Here is a 16,155-nt window from a genome sequence, read left to right as displayed (position 1 = left end):
TTACGGGGCAGGTGCAGAATGGCGGCTGACGGCGACAGGCCGGATGGGGCAGGGCGATGCGGGAAGGACAGGGGGACGGCGACGCGGCCGGGCACTATCACCGGGTCAAGCGGATCGTCATGCAGGCGCTGGAACTGCGCGGCGCGGCGCGCGCGGAACTGGTCGCGCGCGAAACCGGGGACGACGCGGCGCTGGCCGCCGAAGTGCATGCCCTGCTCGCCGGCATGGAGGCCGAGCAGACGCTGCGGGTATCGCTGCCGCCGGGCATCGATGCCCCGGACCCGGGGCAGGACCTGAGCGGCCAGGAAGCCTCGGCCGATACCACCCGCGAATACCGCCTGCTGCGGCGCCTGGGCGCCGGCGGCATGGGCGTGGTCTACCTGGCCGAGCGCAGCGACGGCGGCTTCGTGCAGACCGTCGCGCTGAAACTGCTCAACCCGGTGGCCGAGGCCTCGCCGGAACTGCGCGAGCGCTTCGCCCGCGAGCGCGCGCTGCTGGCGCGGCTGGACCACCCCGGCATCGCGCGCCTGCTCGACGGCGGCATCCTCGCCGACGGCCGCCCGTTCCTGGCGATGGAATACGTCGAAGGCGAGCAGATGGACGCCTACGCCGCGCGGCTGCCGCTGGACGAGCGCATCGCGCTGTTCGTCAAGGTCTGCGAGGCGGTGGCCGAGGCCCACCGCTGCCTGGTCATCCACCGCGACCTCAAGCCGGCCAACATCCTGGTCGACGCGCGCGGCCAGCCGCGGCTGCTGGATTTCGGCATCGCCCGGCTGATCGACGAGGACAGCGCCGCGGCCGGCGACACCCGCACCGGCCAGCATGCGCTGACCCTGGCCTATGCCAGCCCGGAGCAGCTGGCCTGCCAGCCGCTGACCACCGCCACCGACGTCTATTCGCTGGGCGCGGTGCTGTACCAGCTGGTCTGCGGCCAGGCGCCGTTCGCCGACCACGACAATCCGGCCGGGCTCTACCAGGCCATCATCCACACCGACGTGACCCCGCCCAGCCGGCGCCTGCCGCGCGAGCGCGCCGCGCCGGCGCGGAACCAGCAGGTGCCGGCCGACATCGACGCGATCGTGCTCAAGGCGCTGCGCAAGGAGCCGGGGCAGCGCTACGCCTCGGTCGCCGCGCTGGCCGACGACCTGCGCCGTTACCTCGGCCGCCGCCCGGTCAGCGCCCGCGCCGGCGAGCGCGGCTACCGCGCGCGGCGTTTCCTGCGCCGCAACGCCTGGCCGCTGGCGGCCGCGGCGCTGGTGGCGCTGTCGGTGCTGGGCGGCCTGCTGGCCTCGGTGCTGGCGCTGCGCGAGGCGCGGCAGCAGCAGGCGCTGGCCGAGCAGCGCGGCCACGACCTGCAGCGGCTGGCGGATTTCCAGCAGGCGACGCTGGAAAGCGTGGACATCGACGCGATGGGCCACGCCATGACCGACACCCAGCAGCGCAAGGTGCTGGACGTGCTGGAGCGGCAGGCGCCGGGGCAACCGCTGGAGGTGCGGCTGCGCCAGGCCTTCGCCCAGGTCGGCGCGCCGAGCATCGCCCGCGATGCGCTGGACCAGCAGGTCGTCTCGCATGCGTTGTCGCGGCTGGACCGCGATTTCGCCGACGCGCCGCTGCTGGCGGCCGACATGCGGCAATCGCTGGCGCGGGTGCTGATCGCCATCGGCCACTACCCGCATGCGGCGCAGGAACTGCAACGGGTGCTGCAGGTGCGCGAGGCGGCGTTGCCGGCCACCGACGCGCGCATGGCGTCGGCGCGCATCGACCTGGGCCAGGCCTTGTTCCAGCAGGGCGAACTGGCGCCGTCGGCGGAGGCCTTCGGGCAGGCGCTGGCGGCCACGCGCACGCTGCCCGCGCTGGACCCGCTGCGGCGTGCCGCCGAGGCCGGCGCGGCGCGGGTGCAGGCCGCGCGCGGCGACCCGCAGGGGGCGCTGGCGAAGCAGCGTGCCCTGCGCGAGGCATGGATGGCGGCCCTGCCGGCCGAGGATGAAACCCTGCTGTTGCTGCGCGGCGACTACGCGCGGACGCTGGACGAGCTGGGGCAGCGCGACGAGGGCAGCGCGGAGATGACCGAGTTGCTGCCGTTGTACCGCGCCCACTTCGGGCCGGAATCCAACCGCACGCTGGCGGCGATGGACACGCTGGCCGAACTGCAGTTCGCCTATGCCTATTACGAGCAGTCGGCCGCGCTTGCGCGACAGGTGGCGCAGGTGCGCGAACGCCGCCTCGGCGCCGAGCATCCCGACACGCTGAAGGCCTGGGGAACCGCCGCCACCAGCCTGGTGCGGCTGGCCGATTCCCCGCAGGGCTACGCGGAAGCCGAAACCCTGCTCGACCACCTGCTGCAGGCGCAGGGCCGGATACTCGGCATCGAGCACCCGGCCACGCGGCAGTTCGTCGTCGACAAGATCCGCCTGCTCTCCAAGCAGGACCGCAAGACGGAGGCGATCGCGCTGCAGCGCCGGCACCTGGCCGACTGCCTGCGCCTGCTCGGGCCGGACCACCGCGAAACCCTGTTCGCCCAGGGCGGGCTGGCCAGCATGCTGAGCGACCAGCCCGGCGGCCTGGACGAAGCGCGGGCGTTGGCGCAGGCAACGCTGGAGCCCATGCGCCGGCAACTGGGGAGCGAGCATCCATTGGTGACCGCCACCCTCGACCTGATCGGGCGCATCGAGCGCAACGCCGGCCACTGGCAGGCCTCGCGCGATGCCCACGCGCAGGCGCTGGAGATCCGCGCACGCACCCGCGGCATGCTCGACGGCCATACCCTGGAAAGCGCGACCCGCCTCTATATCGCGCTGTTCAAGCTGCACGACGAGGCGGGCATGCGCGACATCCGTAGCCGCTTCCTCGACCCGCTGCTCAAGCTCGACCCGGCCACGCTCAATGCCAGCAAGCGCAGCCACCGCGAGTCGATCCTGCTGGCGCTGGAGGGGCGCTGGTGATGACTCGTGCGGGCCGGGAGCGTGGTGGCCCCTGCATCCGGTCGGGCGATGCCGGCGTTGCCCCGGATACGTGAAGCGCCGGGGGCGTAGCCCCGGCCTACCCGGGTTCGGCGGCGGAGGCCGGGGGGCTCCCGAGCAGCTCCAGGTGGCGCTGCTCCATTTCCTGCCGCAACTGGCGGCGGATCTGCGCGGCGGCATGGCGGCGGCGCGCGTCGCCGTCCTGCGGTTGCAGTGACGGCACCGGCGTCGGCCGGCCGTCCCCGTCCACCGCCACCATCGTGAAGAAGCAGCTGTTGGCGTGGCGCACGCTGCCCCGAAGGATGTCCTCGGCCACCACCTTGACGCCCACTTCCATCGACGAGGTGCCGGTGTAGTTCACCGAGGCCAGGAAGGTGACCAGCTCGCCCACGGCGATGGGCTGGCGGAACATCACCTGGTCCACCGACAGGGTCACCACGTAGCTGCCGGCATAGCGGCTGGCACAGGCATAGGCGACCTGGTCGAGCAGGCGCAGCACCGCGCCGCCATGCACCTTGCCGGAGAAGTTGGCCATTTCCGGCGTCATCAGCACGGTCATCGACAGCTGGTGGGGCGTGGGCGCGGACATGGGCGGGAGCGCAGGAGAGGGTACGGCCGACTTTAGCGTAGGTCGGGGCTACGCCCCCGACGGCGTTGCCGATCGGATACCGCAAAACCGTCGGGGGCGTAGCCCCGACCTACCTGTGAAGCCGGCGGCCCAAAAAGAAGGGGCCGCTTGCGCGGCCCCTCCGTGTTTCCTGCCCGGCTGCCCTTACTTGAGCTTGGCGGCCTTGCGCAGCGCTTCGGCGCGGTCGGTCTTCTCCCACGAGAACGCCGTGGCGTTCTGGGTCTTGCCGTCGCCGTCGACGTACGAGAATTCCTTCGGCTTGCGACCGAAGTGGCCGTAGGCGGCGGTCTGCTGGTACATCGGGTGGATCAGGTCGAGCATCTTGATGATGCCGTACGGGCGCAGGTCGAAGTGGGCGCGGATCAGCTTCTCGATCTGCGCATCCGGAATCTTGCCGGTACCGAAGGTGGTGACCGAGATCGAGGTCGGCTCGGCCACGCCGATGGCGTAGGAGACCTGCACTTCGCACTTGTCGGCCAGGCCGGCGGCGACCACGTTCTTGGCGACGTAGCGGGCGGCGTAGGCGGCCGAACGGTCGACCTTGGACGGATCCTTGCCCGAGAACGCGCCGCCGCCGTGGCGGGCCATGCCGCCGTAGGTGTCGACGATGATCTTGCGGCCGGTCAGGCCGCAGTCGCCCACCGGGCCGCCGATCACGAAGATGCCGGTCGGGTTGATGTGCACCTTGTTCTTCGGCAGCTTGTCCAGCCACGCCTTCGGCAGCACCGGCTTGAGGATGTGCTCGCGCACGGCCTCGACCAGGTCCTTCTGCTTCACGCCGGCGTCGTGCTGGGTCGACAGCACCACCGCGTCCAGGCCCTCGATCTTGCCGTCGTTGCCGTAGCGCAGGGTGACCTGGCTCTTGGCGTCCGGGCGCAGCCACGGCAGCGGCGAGTTCTTCTTCTTGCGCACCTTGGCCTGCTGCTCGACCAGGCGGTGGCTGTAGTAGATCGGCGCCGGCATGAATTCCGGGGCTTCGTTGCAGGCATAGCCGAACATCAGGCCCTGGTCGCCCGCGCCCTGTTCTTCCGGCTTCTTGGCCTTGCGGTCGGTGCCGTCCACGCCGGCGGCGATGTCCGGCGACTGCTTGCCGAGCATGTTGATGATCGCGCAGGTGTGGCCGTCGAAGCCGACGTTGGAATTGTCGTAGCCGATCGAGTTGATGACGTTGCGGGTCAACTCCTCGATGTCCACCCACGCCGAGGTGGTGACCTCGCCGGCGACGATCGCCGCGCCGGTCTTCACCAGGGTCTCGCAGGCCACGCGGGCGCGCTTGTCCTGGGCCAGGATGGCGTCCAGCACCGCGTCGGAAATCTGGTCGGCAATCTTGTCCGGATGGCCTTCGGAGACCGACTCGGAAGTGAACAGGTAGCTGGACATCGGCTCTATATCCCTTGATTCGGATGAAAAGATGGGCGCGCATGATACACGGTGCGCTGCCGGGGTGCATTGTGCGCCCTGCGACGTTGCCGATGGTTAAGCCGGCAGGCAGGGAAGGCCGCCCGATCGGCTAGCATCGCGCGATGGATTCCCTGAGCCAGATCGTCCTCGGCGGCGCGGTCGCCGCCGCCATCGCCCCGTCCGGCCAGCGCCGCGCGGCCCTGCTGGCCGGTGCCGCGCTGGGCACCGTGCCCGACCTCGACGGCCTGCTGATCGCCGCCTTCACCCGCGACCCCGTCAGCCTGATGACGGTGCACCGCAGCTTCAGCCACTCGCTGTTCGTGCTGCCGCTGCTGGGCACGCTGCTCTGGTGGCTGTACCGCCGCTTCGGCCACGGCCGGGTGGCGGCGGCCCCGGTGCGCTGGTGGTGGGCCATCGTGCTGGCGTTGGTCACCCATCCGCTGCTGGATGCCTTCACCGTCTACGGCACCCAGCTGTGGTGGCCGTTGATGCCGCACCCGACGATGTGGTCGAGCGTGTTCATCATCGATCCGCTCTATACCGTGTGGCTGGCGCTGGGCTGCGTGGTGGCGTGGTTCGCGCGGGCGCGGCCATTGGCGCAGCGTGCGTTGCTGGCCGGGCTGGTGTTGAGCTGCGGCTACCTGGGCTGGTCGCTGTTGGCCAAGCACAAGGTCGAGCGCGAGGCCGACCGCGCACTGGCGGCGCTGGGGCTGGGCGATGCGCCGCGCTTCTCGGTGCCGATGCCGTTCAACACGCTGCTGTGGCAGGTGGTGGCGATGACCCCGCAGGGCTACGTGACCGGCGAGCGCTCGCTGTGGGCCGACCGCGGGCCGATGCGTTTCGATGGCCACCCCTCCAACGTGCAGGCGCTGCGGCAGGCCGCGGAGCTGCCGGCGGTGGCGCGGTTGCAATGGTTCAACCGCGGCTTCATGCGCGCGCAGGTGCGCGATGGCGAGCTGGTGCTCAGCGACCTGCGGATGGGCATGGAGCCGGACTACAACTTCAACTTCGCCGTGGCCCGCGAACGCGGGGGCGGCTGGGAGGCGATCGCGCCGCGGCAGTTGCGCCCGATCTACCGGGAGCAGGGCGGGCGCGCGCTGCTGGAGCAGCGGCTGAAGCGGGTATGGGAGCGGATCTGGCGCGAGCCGGGACAGCGAGAGGAAGGCTGAATACCCATAATTACCAATTTATTTGGAACAATTAGTGATTTATTTGATATTTGTTCTGAATTTGTCGGTAAATACAATGGGCTCCATCGAATCACGACCGGCGGCCATCGCCGCTTTCATTCCGGAGCCCACATGAACAGCCAAGCCATTTCCCTGTACCAGAAGCGCCGTTCGCAGTACGCCCTTGGCCGCAACCTGCCGGTCGGCCAGGACCAGGCCACCGACCTGATCAAGCACGCCATGCGCGAAGCGCCGTCGGCGTTCAATTCGCAGCCCACCCGTGCGCTGATCCTGCATGGGGCGCAGAGCGTGAAGTTCTGGGAACTGGCCAAGGACGCGCTGCGGGCCATCGTGCCGGCCGAGGCCTTCGCCACCACCGAGGGCAAGCTGGACGGCTTCGCCGCCGGCGCCGGCACCGTGCTGTTCTTCAACGATGTGGACGTGACCAAGGGCCTGCAGGACCAGTTCCCGCTGTACGCGGACAATTTCCCGGTGTGGGCCGAGCACGCCAACGGCATCGCCCAGTTCGCGGTGTGGACGGCGCTGGCCGAGGCCGGCATCGGCGCCAGCTTGCAGCACTACAACCCGCTGGTGGACGAAGCGGTGCGCCGCGAATGGGGCATCCCGGAAAGCTGGCAGCTGCGCGCGCAGATGCCGTTCGGCTCGCACGAGGGCGGCTTCGGCGAGAAGGGCTACATGGACGACGAGGCCCGCTTCAAGGTCTTCGCCTGATCCATCCGGCGCGTTCCTCGTCCCGCGCCAGTCCGGGCCCGCCAGCTTCGCTGGCGGTCCTTCCTCCTCTTGTAGATGCGGGGCTTGCCCCGCATGAGGCGTTCCCGACAAAGCCCCATGCGGGGCAAGCCCCGCATCTACGGCAGGCCATGCAGGAACGTCAGGCCGCGGCCCGCGGCTGCCCGGCGATCAGTCCGTCGAAATAGTCGCGGGTCAACCGCAACTGCATGTCGGCGCTTTCGGCGGCGTTGACCACCGCGCGGAAGGCCGCCCGCTGCTCATCGGTATGCTCGGGCCGGTCCTTCGCATACCAGCCCAGGTGCTTGCGGGCGATGCGCACGCCCTGCGGCTCGCCGTAGAAGGCGTGCAGCTCGGCCAGGTGGCCGAGCAGGATGTCGCGCACTTCCTGCAACGACGGCGGCGGCAGTTCCTCGCCGGTGCGCAGGTAATGGGCGATCTCGCGGAAGATCCACGGCCGCCCCTGCGCGGCGCGGCCGACCATCACCGCATCGGCCCCGGTATGCGCCAGCACCTGCGCGGCCTTGCGCGGCGAATCGACGTCGCCGTTGGCCAGCACCGGGATGCGCAGCTCGGCCTTGATCGCGGCAATGGTGTCGTACTCGGCCACGCCGGTGTAGTGCTGGTCGCGGGTGCGGCCATGCACCGCCAGCGCGGCGATGCCGCTGTCCTGCGCGATGCGGGCGATGGCCGGCGCGTTGCGCACTTCGGCGCACCAGCCGGTGCGGATCTTCAGCGTCACCGGCACTTCGACCGCGCCGACCACCGCTTCGAGGATGCGCGCCACCTGCGCCTCGTCGCGCATCAGCGCCGAGCCGGCCCACGCATTGCACACCTTCTTGGCCGGACAGCCCATGTTGATGTCGATGATCTGCGCACCGTGGTCGACGTTGTGGCGCGCCGCCTCGGCCAACTGCCGCGGTTCGGTGCCGGCGATCTGCACGCTGATCGGCGCCGGCTCGCCGGCATGGTCCATGCGGTGGATCGACTTGCGGGTGTTCCAGAAGCGCGGGTCGGCGATGGTCATCTCCGACGCGGCCAACCCCGCGCCCAGCCGCTTGCACAGCTGCCGGAACGGCTTGTCGGTGACGCCGGCCATGGGCGCGAGCACCACGTTGGGGGCGATGGTGTAGGGGCCGATCTGCATGGCGCGCATTGTAGTGCGCCATGCAGCCGCGCGAATGTGCCCGCAGGAGCGACGTGAGTCGCGACCGGGCTTTACCGGTGAAGCCTGGTCGCGACTGGCGTCGCTCCTGCAGGGAGTAGTGGGGATCAGGCGGTCTCGTCCACCACCGCGGCGTCGGGCGCGTTGGCCTTCACCGAGGCGATGCCGTTGTCGCGCGAGGCGGTGCTTTCGTACATCTCGCTGCTGCCGATGACCTGGCCATTGGCCGCCAGCAGGTTGAAATAGGGCTTGCCGTTGCTGGAGGCCTTGCGTTCGTAGCGGGCGTCGTCGGGGCTGTTCTTCTTCACCGACTCGATTCCGTTCCTGCAGCCGGCCTTGTCGCTGTAGCCCTGGCTGGTCAGGATCACCTGGCCGTTGCCGGCCTTGAGGTTGAACTGGAAATCGCCGTTGCTGCGCTTGCCGATCACGAACTTGCCTGCCATGAAGCGTCTCCTGGTTGCCGGCGGGATGCCGCGGGCCAATGTAGCCCAGCGGCAGCGTCGCCGGTACCGGGGCTCAGGCGTCGGCCGGCGTCATCCGCGGCATCGACACCGCGGCGCCTTCCTGCTCGGTGGAACGCGCGGCGTACTGGTTGGCGAAGCGCACGTGCTTGATGAAGGCCGCCTCCGGCGCCTGCGCCAGCGAGGCCGCCAGCGCGCCGTTGAAGGCGTCGCCGGCACCGGTGGTATCCACCGTCTGCACCGACTCGGCGGCCACCCGGTAGTAGGGCTGGCCGTCGCCGCGCAGGCGTTCTTCGTCGTGCGAGACGAACACGCCGACCGCGCCGAGGGTGACCACCACGGTGCTGGCCGACAGCTTGCGGCACAGCGCGTGCAGGCTGGCACCGTCCAGTGCGGCCACGTCGTCGGCCTCCACCCGCTCGCCGACGTGGCGGCCTAGCAGGGCGGCGAACTCGGTTTCGTTCGGGGTCAGCACGTCGGCCAGCTTGAGCAGGCTGATGGTCGAGGGCGCGTTGGCCGGGGCGGCGTTGAGCACGGTCAGCACGCCGGCCTCGCGGGCGATGCCCAGCGCCGCCTCGATCGACTCCACCGGCGACTCCAGCTGCGCCAGCAGCACCTTGGCGCCGCCGATCAGCGCGGCGTTGGCGGTCATGAACGCGGTGCTCAGCGAGGCGTTGGCGCCGGGGCCGATGACGATGGAGTTGCGGCCGCGGCCGTCCACGTAGATGCCGGCGGTGCCGGTGGGCTCGCTGCTGGCCTCGGCGACCAGGGCGATGCCGTCCGCGTCGGCCAGCCGCCTGGCCAGCACGCCGCCGGCGTCGTCGCCCAGTGCGCAGAGGAAGGTGGTGGCGGCGCCGGCGCGGCCAGTGGCCACGGCCTGGTTGAACCCCTTGCCGCCGGGGCCGGTGCTGTAGCGCCCGGCGATGGTCGCGCCCGGCGCGGGCAGGGTTTCGCAACGCCAGACGTGGTCGACATTGAAGGAACCGGCAACAACAACGCTACTCATGGAATCTGTTTCTCGAAGTGGCCGTGGATCAGCCGAAATGGGTCAGCACGCCGGCAATGGTGGCGGTCATGAAGGTGGCGATGGAGCCGCCCAGCACCGCGCGCAGGCCGAACTTGGCCAGGTCGTGGCGGCGCTCCGGGGCCAGCCCGCCGATGCCGCCGATCTGGATGGCGATGGAACTGAAGTTGGCGAAGCCGCACAGCGCGTAGGTGGCGATCAGCCGGCCGTCGTCGCTGAGGCTGACCCCGGCGATGTTGCCCTTGATGATCTCCGACAGGTCCATGTAGGCGACGAACTCGTTGATCACCACCTTCTGCCCGATCAGCGAACCAACCGTGGTGGCGTCGGCCCACGGCGTGCCGATCACCCAGGCGATCGGCGCCAGCACGTAACCGAAGAGGGTGGCCAGGTTGGTCGGCTTGCCGATCACCTGGGCCAGTCCGGTGACGTCGCCCAGCCAGGTCAGCGGCGCGTTGATCAGCGCGATCAGGGCGATGAAGGCCAGCAGCATCGCGCCGATGTTCAGCGCCAGCCGCAGGCCGTCGCCGGCACCGGCGGCGGCCGCGTCGATGATGTTGGAGGAGGTCTTCTCCACTTCCATCTTGACCGTGCCGCGGGTCAGCGGCGTACCGGTTTCCGGCACCAGCAGCTTGGAGATCACCAGCGTGGCCGGCGCGGCCATGATCGATGCGGCCAGCAGGTGCTTGGCGTAGAACGCCTGCGCCGCCGGGTCGCCGCCGCCGAGCATGCCGACGTAGGCGGCCAGCACGCCGCCGGCGATGTGTGCCATACCGCCGATCATCATCGTGATCAGCTCGGACTGGGTCATCTTGGCGATGTACGGGCGCACGGTCAGCGGCGCCTCGGTCTGGCCGATGAACACGCTGGCGCAGACGCTGGTGGTTTCCGCGCCGGATACGCGCATCACCTTGGTGATCGCCCACGCCATCACCCGCACGATCGCCTGCATCACGCCCAGGTGGTACATCACCGCCATCAGCGAGGAGAAGAAGATGATCGTCGGCAGCACCTGGAAGGCGAAGATGAAACCGTAGGTATCGGTGTTCATCAGGCTGCCGAAGATGAAGTTCGAGCCCTCGTTGACGAAGCTGAGGATCCTGACGAAGCCGTGGCCCAGCCAGTCGAACACGTCGCGCCCGCCGGGTACCAGCAGCACCAGCGCGGCGAAGCCGATCTGCAGGGTGATGCCGGTGCCGACCAGCTTCCAGTCCACCGCGCGCCTGTTGTTGGAGAACAGCCAGGTGATGCCGATCAGCACCGCCAGGCCGAACAGGCCGAAGCCGATCCTTCCCAAACCCTCGACCATGAGTATTCCCCGGGCACGCCCGCAAAAGCCGCAAGCCTAGTGCAGCGGCCGGTGGCCGGCAAGAATTACCGGTCACCGTGGCGCCAATTGCGGCGATCGCGCCGCCATCGGCAAGGTCCGTGGCGGCAAACCACCCGGTGGCGGCAGTTACACTGGCGGCCCGTCCGCGCCTGCCGCGCGGGCCGTACCCTTTCAGGAGCCAGCCATGCACTACCGTCGCCTCGGGTCGTCCGGCCTGCAGCTTTCCGCGCTGTCCTTCGGCGCCTGGGTCACCTTCGGCGGGCAGGTCGCCCGCGACGAGGCGCGCAACCTGGTCGCCGCGGCCTGGGACAACGGCGTCAACTTCTTCGACAACGCCGAGGTCTACGCGCATGGCCGCGCCGAGCAGGTGATGGGCGACGTGATCGCCGACCTGCGGCTGCCGCGCGACGGCTACTGCGTGTCCAGCAAGGTGTTCTTCGGCGCGGTCGAGAACCCGGCGCCGACCCGGCGCGGGCTGTCGCGCAAGCACGTGCGCGACGCCTGCCACGACGCGCTCAAGCGCCTGCGCGTGGATTACCTGGACCTGTACTACTGCCACCGCCCCGACCCGGACACGCCGATCGCCGAGACCGTGCAGGCGATGGACCTGCTGGTCCGGCAGGGCAAGGTGCTGTACTGGGGCACCTCGGAATGGTCGGCGGCGCAGATCGCCGAGGCGGTGGTTTTCGCCCGCGCCAACGGCCTGTACGCGCCAACGATGGAGCAGCCGCAGTACAACCTGCTGCACCGGCAGCGGGTGGAGCAGGAATACGCGCCGCTGTATGCCGACGCCGGGCTGGGCACCACCATCTGGTCGCCGCTGGCCTCGGGGCTGTTGACCGGCAAGTACAACGACGGCATCGGCGCCGATACCCGGCTGGCGCAGTCCTCGCTGGACTGGTTGCAGGCCGCGGTGCTGGGCGAACCGGCGCAGGACCGGCTGGGCAAGGTGCGCGCGTTCACCGCGCTGGCCGCGGAGATGGGCGAATCGCCGGCGCAGCTGGCCATCGCCTGGTGCCTGCGCAACCCGCACGTGTCCAGCGTGATCCTCGGCGCCAGCCGGGTGTCGCAGCTGGAGGAAAACCTGCGCGCGCTGGACGTGGCCGCGCGCGTGGACGAGGCCGGCTGGCAGCGGATCGAGGCGGTCTTCGCCTGATCGCCGGGTGTAGGTCGGGGCCATGTCCCCGACGCGGACTTGCGCTCGAATGTCCCGGGCGTCGGGGATGTAACCCCGACCTACGGCCAGCGTGTCTTTCCCCGACGCGGACTTGCGCTCGAATGTCCCGGGCGTCGGGGACGTAGCCCCGACCTGCAGCCAGCGTGTCTTTCCCCGACACGGGCTTGTGCTTGAACGTCCCGGGCGTCGGGGATGTAACCCCGACCTACGGCTGCTTTTGGTTGAGCAGGTGGAGGCCGCTCCCACACCCATCGCCATTCCCGGTGATGCCCGACCGTTGGTCGGGCGGCGACCGGTGATGGGCCGGCGAATGGAACTCAATGGAACACGGACTTCGTAGATGCGGGGCTTGCCCCGCATGAGGCGTTCCCGGTAAAGCCCTGTACCGGGCAAGCCCGGTACCTGCATGGTCATTGGCCGACACCCGCCTCCCTGCACGCACCGGACTTCAAAAAAATCTCCAAAAAATCCTTGCAACGCGAACGAGAATGATTATCATCAACTCGTCACCCAGCACGGAATCACCCCGATGTCCGCACAGCCCGCCACCCTGTTCCGCAACCGCACGCTCCACCTGCCGCAACGCCCGGTCCGGTTGATGCCGGCCGAAGAGGTGATCGACAGCGGCGCCCTGCTCAAGGGCCAGCGCGAGATCGTCATCCAGCATGGCGACAAGTTCTACCGCCTGCGCCACACCAGCAACGACAAGCTGATCCTCACCAAGTAATTCCCGGCCGCATTCGCCGCCAGCCGGCGCGCCCTCGCCGCGCCCAGCCTGCCTGAATCGCACGTTCTCTCCCCCCTTGGCAGCGGTCGGGTTGCATTCGCAACCCGGCAGCTTCGCCAAGGGTCTTGTTCGCCCATCGATTCCAGGTCCCCATGATCCGTCCCACCATTCTGAGCGCCGCCCTGTGGGTGGTGCTGTCCCCTGCCCATGCCGAAACCGCGGCACCGGCCGAACCCCGCGACTTCGACCGCGTGCAGGTCACCGCCACCCGCACCGAGCGCGCGGTCAGCGACGTCGCCGCCACCGTCGACGTGATCGACCGTGAGCAGCTGGACCGGCAGCTGGCGCAGGACATCCACGACATGGTCCGCTACGAGCCGGGCATCTCGGTGACCCGCAGCGCGGCGCGCTTCGGCCTCGGCGGCTTCCGCATCCGCGGGCTGGACGGCAACCGCGTGCTGATCCAGACCGACGGCATCGCCATGCCCAAGAGCTTCGACATCGGCAGCTTCGCCAGCGCCAACCGCAACTTCACCGACCTGGAGACGCTCAAGCGCGTGGAGATCGTGCGCGGCCCGGCCAGCTCGCTGTACGGCTCCGACGCGCTCGGCGGCGTGGTCGCCTTCGTCACCAAGGACCCGGCCGACTACCTGAAGGACGGCAAGGGCAGCCACGTCGGCCTGAAGTTCGGCTACGACGGCGACTGGCAGGGCCTGCTGGGCGGGGCGACCGTCGCCTTCGGCGGCGAGCGCTGGAGCGGCATGGTCAACGCCAACCACCGGCAGGGGCAGGAAACCGGCAACAAGGGCGAGGTGCGCAGCCTCGACAACACCCGCACCGCGCCGAACCCGCAGGACCGCGACGGCCGCAGCGTGCTGTCCAAGCTGGTGTACGCGCCGGACGAGGGCCAGCGCTTCCGCCTGACCGTGGAGGGCAACGAGGACATCACCGATACCGACGTGTATTCGGCGATCGACCACGCCACCACCACCGGCATGGCCGCACACGACAAGCAGACCCGCGCCCGCGTGTCCTTCGCCCACGAGATGGACGCGCTGGACGCCGCGTTCGCCGACAGCCTGCGCTGGCAGCTGTACCGGCAGGACAGCGAGACCACGCAGGTCACCAACGAGGCGCGCGCCAACGGCAGCCGCCGCCATCGCGAGTTCAACTTCGACCAGCGCGTGCATGGCGCGCAGGCGCAGTTCGACAAGGGCCTGGCCACGGGCGCGGTCGAGCATGCGCTGACCTGGGGCTTCGACGGCGCATGGACCGAAACCCGCCAGAAGCGCGACGGCTACCAGGTGCTGGCCGATGGCAGCACCAGCAGCACGGTCCTGCCCGACGTCTTCCCGGTGCGCGATTTCCCGATCAGCAAGACCACCGAGCTGGGCCTGTACGCGCAGGACGAAATGCGCTTCGCAAGCGGCCGCGTGTCGCTGGTGCCGGGCGTGCGCGTGGACCACTACCGGCTCGCGCCCGAGGCCGACGCGATCTTCAGCGAGGACAACCCCGGCGTCGTGCTCGCCTCGCTGCGCAAGACCAGCGTGTCGCCGAAGCTGGGCATGGTGTGGCGCTTCGACGAGCAGTGGTCGCTGTTCGCCGGCTATGCGCACGGCTTCCGCTCGCCGCCGTACAACGACGTCAATCTCGGCTTCACCAACGTGATGTTCGGCTACACCGCCATCCCCAACCCGGACCTCAAGCCGGAAACCAGCAATGGCCTGGAGCTGGGCCTGCGCTACCTGGCGCCGGCCGCCTACGTCAGCCTGAGCGGCTACTGGAACGACTACCGCGACTTCATCGAGTCGCAGCGCTACGTCGGCATCAATGCGCAGGGGCTGATGGTGTTCCAGTCGCAGAACATCGCCGACGCCCGCATCCACGGCGCCGAGCTGAAGGCCGGCGTCGATTTCGGTGAGCTGACTCCGGCGCTGGCCGGCTGGTCGCTGCGCGGTGCGGCGGCATGGTCGCGCGGCCAGAACCGCACCGAGGACCTGCCGCTGGATTCGGTGGACCCACTGCGCGGCACGCTCGGGCTGATGTACGACCGCGACGACTGGGGCGTGGAACTGGCCGGCACCTTCGCCCGCCGCAAGGACCGGGTCGCCAGCGACAGCGCCTGGCGCCCGGCCGGCTACGGCGTGCTCGACCTGATGGCGCACTGGACGTTCGCCCCGGGCGCCACGGTCAACGTCGGCGTGTTCAACCTCGCCGACCGCGCCTACATCGACTGGTCCAGCCTGGCCTCGACCCTGGCCGCGTCCAGCATCGTGCTCGACCGCTACAGCAACCCCGGGCGCACGCTGTCGGCCAGCCTGTCGGTGGCCTGGTAAGCGCCTGCCGCTTCTCTCTCCGTTGGAGCATCATCGGCCACGGACGGCCTTCTTCCCGCATGAACAAGGAACCCACGATGAAACCGCATCACGCCAGCCTGCTGCTGTTGTGCGCCGCCACCGGTGCCGCCAGCGCCGCGCCCGCCGACATCGCCCGCGACCACGACACCATCCTGCGCATGCAGGGCGAGTACGCCGTGGACTTCGCCTTCGACGAAACCGTGCTGCTCAAGCCTGGCTACGAGCGTGCCCCGGCGATGCGCAGCGGCGGCAACGAGCTGGTGGTGGTGGTCGAGGACACGCCGACCCGCGTCGTGCTGCAGCACCTGCTGGTGGACCCGAAGAGCGGCCACGTCACCAAGCACTGGCGCCAGGGCTGGACCTACCAGGCGCCGAATCGCTTCGAATTCAGCGCCGACCAGATCTGGCAGGTGCGCGCCATTCCCGCCGCGATCAACCAGGGCGCGTGGACCCAGTGCGTGTACGAGGTCAGCGACGCCCCGCGCTACTGCGGCACCGGCAGGTGGAGCTACGACAACGGCGTGCCGAGCTGGACCAGCGACCCGGGCTGGCGCCCGCTGCCGCGCCGCGAATACACCCGCCGCAGCGACTACAACGCGCTGGCAATGGTCAACCGGCACACGCTCACGCCCGAGGGCTGGACCCACGAGCAGTTCAATACCAAGGTGCAGCGCAACGCCGACGGCACGCAGCAGGAAATCGCGCGCGAGTTCGGTTTCAACGACTACGTGCGCAGCACCGACGTGGACTTCACCCCGGCCCGCGACTACTGGAACGCCACCGCCGGCTACTGGGCGAAGGTGCGCCGGCACTGGGACGCTTTCCTCGGCCAGGCGCCGGGCGTGCACCTGAAGACCAAGGTCGACGGCATGGCGATGATCATCCCGTTGTTCACCCAGGCCGACGAGGTGCAGGCCGGCGGGAAGGTGGCCGACCAGCAGATCGACGCGGTGTTCGCCGCCCATGTCGAGAAGGCGCCCGGCGAAGGCTGAGCACCGCAGCCACG

At 69.7% G+C, this 16,155-nt stretch carries 13 protein-coding genes; 7 read left to right on the top strand and 6 right to left on the bottom strand.

Features of this window, described 5'->3' with window-relative positions; translation table 11 throughout:
* The first annotated feature begins 56 nt into the window (after nt 1-56).
* Nucleotides 57-2,942: a serine/threonine-protein kinase gene (locus ABB34_RS09730; protein WP_083490149.1), complete on the top strand. Its 2,886-nt coding sequence runs from the start codon at nt 57-59 to the stop codon at nt 2,940-2,942.
* 97 nt (nt 2,943-3,039) lie between these two features.
* On the opposite strand, the gene ABB34_RS09725 is transcribed toward ABB34_RS09730, so the two are convergent.
* Together ABB34_RS09725 and metK are read right to left on the bottom strand one after the other, a co-directional pair.
* On the bottom strand, nt 3,040-3,549 hold the full coding sequence (locus ABB34_RS09725) for an acyl-CoA thioesterase (protein ID WP_057641127.1): 510 nt from the start codon (nt 3,547-3,549) through the stop codon (nt 3,040-3,042).
* A gap of 183 nt (nt 3,550-3,732) precedes the next feature.
* On the bottom strand, nt 3,733-4,968 hold the full coding sequence (metK, locus tag ABB34_RS09720; protein ID WP_057641126.1) for a methionine adenosyltransferase: 1,236 nt from the start codon (nt 4,966-4,968) through the stop codon (nt 3,733-3,735).
* 143 nt (nt 4,969-5,111) lie between these two features.
* On the opposite strand from metK, the gene ABB34_RS09715 reads away from it, so the two are divergent.
* Together ABB34_RS09715 and ABB34_RS09710 are read left to right on the top strand one after the other, a co-directional pair.
* Nucleotides 5,112-6,158, top strand: coding sequence for a metal-dependent hydrolase (locus ABB34_RS09715; protein WP_057641125.1), 1,047 nt, complete (start codon nt 5,112-5,114; stop codon nt 6,156-6,158).
* Nucleotides 6,159-6,290: 132 nt separating this feature from the next.
* Nucleotides 6,291-6,890 carry a nitroreductase family protein gene (locus tag ABB34_RS09710; protein WP_057641124.1) on the top strand — a complete coding sequence of 200 codons (600 nt, stop codon included), beginning with the start codon at nt 6,291-6,293 and terminating at the stop codon, nt 6,888-6,890.
* Between the two features lie 160 nt (nt 6,891-7,050).
* Here the strand turns inward: ABB34_RS09710 and dusB are convergent, their stop codons facing one another.
* The 4 genes from dusB to ABB34_RS09690 form a co-directional block, all read right to left on the bottom strand.
* Nucleotides 7,051-8,055: a tRNA dihydrouridine synthase DusB gene (gene dusB, locus ABB34_RS09705; RefSeq protein WP_057641149.1), complete on the bottom strand. Its 1,005-nt coding sequence runs from the start codon at nt 8,053-8,055 to the stop codon at nt 7,051-7,053.
* A 125-nt stretch (nt 8,056-8,180) separates the two neighbouring features.
* The gene (locus ABB34_RS09700) at nt 8,181-8,516 is read right to left on the bottom strand and encodes a YegP family protein (RefSeq protein WP_057641123.1); all 336 of its coding nucleotides are present in this window, start codon (nt 8,514-8,516) and stop codon (nt 8,181-8,183) included.
* Between the two features lie 73 nt (nt 8,517-8,589).
* Entirely contained in the window at nt 8,590-9,540 is a 951-nt protein-coding gene (locus tag ABB34_RS09695) for a ribokinase (RefSeq protein ID WP_057641122.1), read from the bottom strand.
* Nucleotides 9,541-9,568: 28 nt separating this feature from the next.
* Nucleotides 9,569-10,867: a NupC/NupG family nucleoside CNT transporter gene (locus ABB34_RS09690; RefSeq protein WP_057641121.1), complete on the bottom strand. Its 1,299-nt coding sequence runs from the start codon at nt 10,865-10,867 to the stop codon at nt 9,569-9,571.
* Nucleotides 10,868-11,072: 205 nt separating this feature from the next.
* On the opposite strand from ABB34_RS09690, the gene ABB34_RS09685 reads away from it, so the two are divergent.
* The 4 genes from ABB34_RS09685 to ABB34_RS09670 all read left to right on the top strand — a co-directional run bounded on the left by ABB34_RS09685 (nt 11,073) and on the right by ABB34_RS09670 (nt 16,141).
* Nucleotides 11,073-12,044 (top strand): potassium channel beta subunit family protein, encoded by a 972-nt coding sequence (locus ABB34_RS09685; protein ID WP_057641120.1) that lies wholly within the window; start codon nt 11,073-11,075, stop codon nt 12,042-12,044.
* Between the two features lie 550 nt (nt 12,045-12,594).
* Complete coding sequence (gene hemP, locus ABB34_RS09680; RefSeq protein WP_057641119.1) at nt 12,595-12,792, top strand: hemin uptake protein HemP; 198 nt, start codon at nt 12,595-12,597, stop codon at nt 12,790-12,792.
* A gap of 152 nt (nt 12,793-12,944) precedes the next feature.
* The gene (locus ABB34_RS09675) at nt 12,945-15,128 is read left to right on the top strand and encodes a TonB-dependent hemoglobin/transferrin/lactoferrin family receptor (protein WP_057641118.1); all 2,184 of its coding nucleotides are present in this window, start codon (nt 12,945-12,947) and stop codon (nt 15,126-15,128) included.
* A 77-nt stretch (nt 15,129-15,205) separates the two neighbouring features.
* Nucleotides 15,206-16,141 (top strand): DUF6607 family protein, encoded by a 936-nt coding sequence (locus ABB34_RS09670; protein ID WP_057641148.1) that lies wholly within the window; start codon nt 15,206-15,208, stop codon nt 16,139-16,141.
* Nucleotides 16,142-16,155: the final 14 nt, after the last annotated feature.

The organism is Stenotrophomonas daejeonensis, assembly GCF_001431505.1.
Lineage (GTDB): Bacteria > Pseudomonadota > Gammaproteobacteria > Xanthomonadales > Xanthomonadaceae > Stenotrophomonas > Stenotrophomonas daejeonensis.
The sequence above is the reverse complement of the archived record's forward strand: the minus strand, read 5'-3'. Positions and strand labels throughout refer to the sequence as shown.